This window comes from Algoriphagus sp., from assembly GCF_024642405.1.
Lineage (GTDB): Bacteria > Bacteroidota > Bacteroidia > Cytophagales > Cyclobacteriaceae > Algoriphagus.
This window is the reverse complement of sequence record NZ_JAHEBC010000253.1, coordinates 1-5,503: the sequence shown is the minus strand read 5'-3', so window position 1 is coordinate 5,503 and position 5,503 is coordinate 1. Positions and strand designations below refer to the sequence as shown.

General features: G+C 37.9%; 6 protein-coding genes. All 6 read right to left on the bottom strand.

Features of this window, described 5'->3' with window-relative positions:
• Positions 1-846: S4 domain-containing protein (locus Q0L68_RS15485; RefSeq protein ID WP_296704979.1), on the bottom strand; the 846-nt coding region annotated here is incomplete at its 3' end.
• A gap of 135 nt (positions 847-981) precedes the next feature.
• The gene (gene murQ, locus Q0L68_RS15480; RefSeq protein WP_296704977.1) at positions 982-1,791 is read right to left on the bottom strand and encodes an N-acetylmuramic acid 6-phosphate etherase; all 810 of its coding nucleotides are present in this window, start codon (positions 1,789-1,791) and stop codon (positions 982-984) included.
• Complete coding sequence (locus Q0L68_RS15475; RefSeq protein WP_296704975.1) at positions 1,788-2,630, bottom strand: N-acetylglucosamine kinase; 843 nt, start codon at positions 2,628-2,630, stop codon at positions 1,788-1,790. The genes murQ and Q0L68_RS15475 overlap by 4 nt, the downstream gene beginning before the upstream one ends.
• A gap of 1 nt (position 2,631) precedes the next feature.
• Positions 2,632-2,859 (bottom strand): cytochrome b5 domain-containing protein, encoded by a 228-nt coding sequence (locus Q0L68_RS15470; RefSeq protein ID WP_296704974.1) that lies wholly within the window; start codon positions 2,857-2,859, stop codon positions 2,632-2,634.
• Positions 2,860-4,011: a formimidoylglutamase gene (locus Q0L68_RS15465; RefSeq protein ID WP_296704973.1), complete on the bottom strand. Its 1,152-nt coding sequence runs from the start codon at positions 4,009-4,011 to the stop codon at positions 2,860-2,862.
• A 200-nt stretch (positions 4,012-4,211) separates the two neighbouring features.
• Positions 4,212-5,501, bottom strand: coding sequence for an NADH:ubiquinone reductase (Na(+)-transporting) subunit F (gene nqrF / locus Q0L68_RS15460; protein ID WP_296704971.1), 1,290 nt, complete (start codon positions 5,499-5,501; stop codon positions 4,212-4,214).
• Positions 5,502-5,503 lie beyond the last annotated feature (2 nt).

Genomic DNA, 5,503 nt, shown 5'->3' with positions numbered 1-5,503 from the left:
GTATCCCAACTCAGTAATTACCTCTCCATTCACAGAAACTAGGCCTTGAGCTATTAATTGATCTGCTTCTCTTCGACCGCAAATTCCAGAATTTGCGATGAATTTATTCAATCGAAGCAAACCATCTTCAGATTTGCTTTTTGCCTTTTTGGCGGGTAGTTGTTCGAAGTTATAATCTGGTCTAGAATTCTGGGCTTCAGAATCCACTTTAAATCTTTTCCTACCAAATCCAGCCTTATCAATTTTTCCTTCAAATTTCTTTGGTTTCCCTGGTGCAAAAACCGGTTGTTGATCTCTTCCTCTTCCTTTGTAGACTAGCCCTTCATTACTATCCTTAGTCCCAAATCCTGATGTTTTACTATCTTTTTTGAAGGGTTTATCAAATTTAGAACCCGGCTTTTTATCAAATTTCTTCGGGCCAAATTCATCTTTTTTGAATTTATCAGATGAAGGGAATTTATCGCTTTTACCTTTGAATCCAGGCTTCTTGGAAAATCCAGAATCCTCTCTCTTTTCAAATTTATTTCCTGAACCTTCTTTCTTTGCTCCGAAAGATGGTTTTTTTCCAAACGAACCTTCTTCTGATTTTTGGAATTTGGCTCCGGATTTCTTCTCTCCAAACGATTTTGGGGAATCTGACTTGAAGTTTTTCTTTTTGTCAAAAGAAGGCTTTTCACCTTTATTCCCTTTTGATCCAAATGATCTTTTTCCTAGATCAAATTCATTTGCTCCTGAATCTGATTTTCTTCCTCTACCTCTAGATTCACCTCTTCCGGTATTTCCTTTAGGTTGAGACTCGGCGCTATCACCTTTAAAAAACTGTTTTTTTGGATTATTTCCTTTCATAAGTATGCAGCATCACTGCTGGATTTTGTTTTAAATAAGCCTTTGACTATCAATTGCTTAATTGGGCTGCAAAGGTACGTACATTCTTGAAATTAATAACTATTAACTCGAAAAATAAAACTGGGATACTTATGGCTACTTATTGTTGTAGTAAAATTCTGTCGCCAATCTTACCGAACCCTGGGTAAGCAATAAGTCTTTTGCGGTAGCTTCATCCACACCAGTTGCCTCCATAATCATTTTTGTACCACGTTGTACCAATTTGGCATTCGAAAGCTGCATATCCACCATTTTATTTCCTTTCACCTTTCCCAACTTTATCATCACCGTTGTGGAAATCATATTTAAAACAAGTTTCTGCGCAGTTCCTGATTTCATACGAGTACTTCCGGTAACAAACTCAGGGCCTACCACTACTTCTATTGGGCACTCTACTTCATTCGAAAGTGGAGAATCTTGATTACAAGTAATACACCCTGTCAATAATCCTTTTTCCTTGGCAATTTTCACTCCACCAATTACATAGGGAGTTGTCCCAGAGGCTGCAATACCAATCACTGTATCATCTTGATTGAATCCATATTTTAAAATATCTTCCCAAGCCTGATTTGGATCATCCTCAGCATTTTCTACAGCTTTTCTAATTGCGGTGTCTCCCCCTGCAATAATTCCAATAACCAAATCATGAGATACTCCATAAGTAGGAGGACATTCGGAAGCATCTAAAATTCCCAATCTTCCACTTGTACCAGCACCTATATAAATCAATCTCCCTCCTGCTTCCATCCTCGGTACTATCTTTTCAACCAAACTACTAATCTCAGGTAAAACCTTTTTTACAGCGTCTGGAACGACATGGTCTTCCTTGTTGATGTTTTGGAGGAGTTCCAAAACTGTCATTTTCTCAAGATTATCGTAATGGGAAGAACTCTCGGTTACTTTCATAATTTCTCCTGATGGTAAAGTGTCAGTCCTGATATGGGACTTTCGATAATTAGGTTTGTTGTTATTTGCGAATCTAAGGCTGCTTTGCGAAGAATATCACTATTGTAATAGGCAATAGAACCTACGAAATTTACAGGCTTATCCCTGTAATTCTTGTATTTCATTACGTGAACTTTAAAAAACTCAATGAATGAGCTATAATAAAGCATGTAGCAATAAGGATTTGACTTATGTTCCGTTATAAAGCGACAAAAGCTAGCCATGTATCGATTTGGGAAAGGTTGTCTATAGACATGTTCTTGGATTGATGTTGGAGTAAGTTTAAGTTTATCTTCTAGCTCTTCTTTAATTTCAACTGGCATTTCATTATTAATAAAGTCCATTAAAAATTTTCTCCCAACATATCCACCTCCTCCCTGATCTCCTAGGATATACCCTGGTGCTGGTCTAGTATCGACAATATTTTCTCCATCATAATCACAGCTATTTGACCCAGTTCCCAAAATACAGGCAATCCCTTCTTTGTGTCCACAAGTTGCTTTGGCAGCTGCTGCCAAGTCGTGATCTACATGTATCTCTGCTTTTTTAAAAATCGTTCTTAAAGCTGTTTCTACTTCTGCTTTTCTGGAATCAACCGAACATCCTGCACCGTAGTAAAAAATCTCTTCAATTTCAGATTCTAAATTCATAAGAAATTCATGACGCATATTAGTCGCCATTTCCTCTGATGTCTGGTAATATGGGTTGAAGCCAACACCTCTATACTGACTTATTTTCCCATCCCGGTGAATTACTCTCCAATCCGTTTTGGAAGAGCCACTATCTGCTATTAAAATCATATTATTCCAGTTGGCCTATCGCCATGAATTTTTCAAAAACTCTATTATTATGGGGAGCATCTGGGAGTTCATCAGTTAGATCCTGACCTGCCCAATGCTCATAGTGTTTTCCATTTCTCCACATTTTAGAGTTCGAAACGTCATAAATAACACCTTTATAGGCAACCCAAATTTCAGGTTTATCCTGCCCATTTCGTAACGCAAGCTGTTGCTTTGTGTATACTTTCATTTACAAAAGCTTGATCTGAGCATTTACCCATCGCTCTGGAATTTCTCCCTTTTGAGCCATTTGATAATCTGCATAACTACAGGGTACTGTACTTCCTCTCTCAAACTTTTCAGTCTCATTTTGAGGGACCTCCATCCACCACTTACCGCTTTTTTTACTTTTATAGAAAACTATCGTATTGGGTTTAGAATCTAAAGAAACTGTGTATTTAATGTAATCATTGCTTTTAAAAGAAAGGCTGTCTTTACGTGAGTAAAAGCCTTCTATGAAGTACCAAATCATAACTGCTACCACTTTAGCAGTTTTGTTATGTGCATCATCATAGTAGGGTTCATATCCATAAATCCCAATTGAGCTTAGCTTTTCATTGGTTCCCGCAAACCAACAAATCTGACAAGCTTCCTCCGCTGTCAAACCAAATGGTTGTGCATCAACGGCTCCCGGAGCATCAGTGGATTGTATTGCAGCCAGATCAAAACTCATAAAATCAGCATTTCTAATTATCGGCTCAATTTCCTTAAAAGCTGACCTCAATTGTCCTAATCGAACATGATCAAAGTAAAGTTTTTCCATCACATTGATCAAAGTGGTATCTACTAGAAAACTTTGGTATGCCAGATGAGAATATGAAAACAAGAAATTGGGTTGATGAAGAATAATTTCCTGGGTGTGTCTATCCGCCATTGGGCCTGTTTCCTCCATATCAACTTTTGAATCGACAGTAAGTAGACTGACCAACTTCTTCATGTTTTGATAAGACAAATATTGTCCAAAATCCAAATCATGAGTCCCTCCAATATAAACTGGCAGGATTTGTTGTTTCATCAGGTATTCCCCTACTTTCTGGATCCTTTGGTAGGTTTCTTCCAAGGTTTCTCCTGAAATTAGATCTCCCAGATCGGCTACTCTTATGGCACCAAAACCTCTTTTCAACTCATACAGTTTTTCCCTGATTTCTGAGCTAGAGCGATCAAGACTTTCATATTTTTTTATTCCTTTGGTTTCTTTCAATCCAATAATAGCGATTTGGATTCCTTTTAAATTAGGAAAGTTCTCTCCATAAAAATGGATTTGATGAAAGAAAGTATTTTCTGCGTACTTCTTCTGCCAAAGGAAGTCAGCGACAGGTTCAAAAAAAGATTGAATATTCATAAGGGTGTAGTCTACAGTAAAAATAATCAAAATTTGACATGGAGCTTAAGAGATTCCCATTCGAATTAAGATCAATTGTAAAAAACTGATTGAAACAAAACCCTTTCCATTCTTTATCTGATAGCATTAAACCTTTTCCAAACAGCTCAAAGTCACGAGTATATGGACAAAAAAAATCCCGCAGAAGCGGGATTATATTTTTATCCTCCGAAATCATCAAATCTGATGTTTTCTTCTGGAATTCCTAAATCATCTAGCAATTTTAGAACTGCGGCGTTCATCAACGGAGGCCCACAAAGGTAATACTCTACCTCGTCTGGCTCAGGGTGATTTTTCAAGTAGTTATCATACAATACTTGGTGGATAAACCCTACATAACCATCTCCTTCTTTGTCAACCAAAGATTTTTTTATTTTCCAATTATCTTCTGGAAGAGGCTCGGATAAACCTATATGAAATTGGAAGTTTGGAAAATCTTCCTCGATTGCTCTGAAATGAGGAACATAGAACAATTCTTTCTTTGATCTACCACCATACCAATAAGAAACTTTTCTGCTTGTCTTTTCTGTATGGAAAAGGTGGAAAATCTGAGCTCTTAAAGGAGCCATACCAGCACCACCACCAATGTAAACCATTTCTCTCTGAGTAGGATTGATATGGAATTCTCCATAAGGACCTGAGATGGTTACTTTATCGCCTGGTTTTCTAGAGAATACATAAGAAGAACAAACCCCAGGATTTACATCCATCCATTTGTTATTAGCTCTATCCCAAGGTGGAGTAGCTATACGTATAGTCAACATGACAATATTACCTTCAGCTGGATGGTTAGCCATGGAGTAAGCCCTGAAAAGCTCCTCGTCATTTTTCATGACTAAATCCCATAGACCAAACTTATCCCAATCGCTTTGGTAAACATCAGCTGGGTGACCTAATTCAGGATGCGGAAGGATATCCATATCCTTGAAATTGACAGTTACCACAGGAACGTCAATCTGAATGTAACCACCTGCTTCAAAATCCAAAGTCTCTCCTTCAGGAAGTTTAACTTTAAATTCCTTGATGAATGTGGAAACGTTGTAGTTCGAAATAACTTCACAATCCCACTTCTTGATCCCGAAGATTTCTTCTGGAACACGGATCTTCATGTCATTCTTCACTTTTACCTGACAAGCTAGGCGAACATTCCCTTGCTGCTCTGCTCTGCTCAAGTGGCCTACTTCTGTAGGAAGAACTTCTCCTCCTCCTTCTTCGACCACACATTTGCACATAGCACAAGTTCCCCCTCCACCACAGGCAGAAGGAAGAAAGATTTTTTGTCCACCCAATGTAGATAGCAAGGTAGTGCCAGCTGAAGTTACGATTGGAGAACTTTCATCGCCATTTATGACAATGTTTACATCTCCTGAATTTACCAGTTTAGACTGAGCAAAAAGGAGAATGAATACCAGCAGCAATATGATTACTGTAAATGCTACTATAGATGTAATAA

Coding starts and splice junctions, on each gene's coding strand:
- murQ (WP_296704977.1), bottom strand. CDS start 1,791: ATGAAAGTAACCGAGAGTTCTTCCCATTACGATAATCTTGAGAAAATG.
- Q0L68_RS15475 (WP_296704975.1), bottom strand. CDS start 2,630: ATGATTTTAATAGCAGATAGTGGCTCTTCCAAAACGGATTGGAGAGTA.
- Q0L68_RS15470 (WP_296704974.1), bottom strand. CDS start 2,859: ATGAAAGTATACACAAAGCAACAGCTTGCGTTACGAAATGGGCAGGAT.
- Q0L68_RS15465 (WP_296704973.1), bottom strand. CDS start 4,011: ATGAATATTCAATCTTTTTTTGAACCTGTCGCTGACTTCCTTTGGCAG.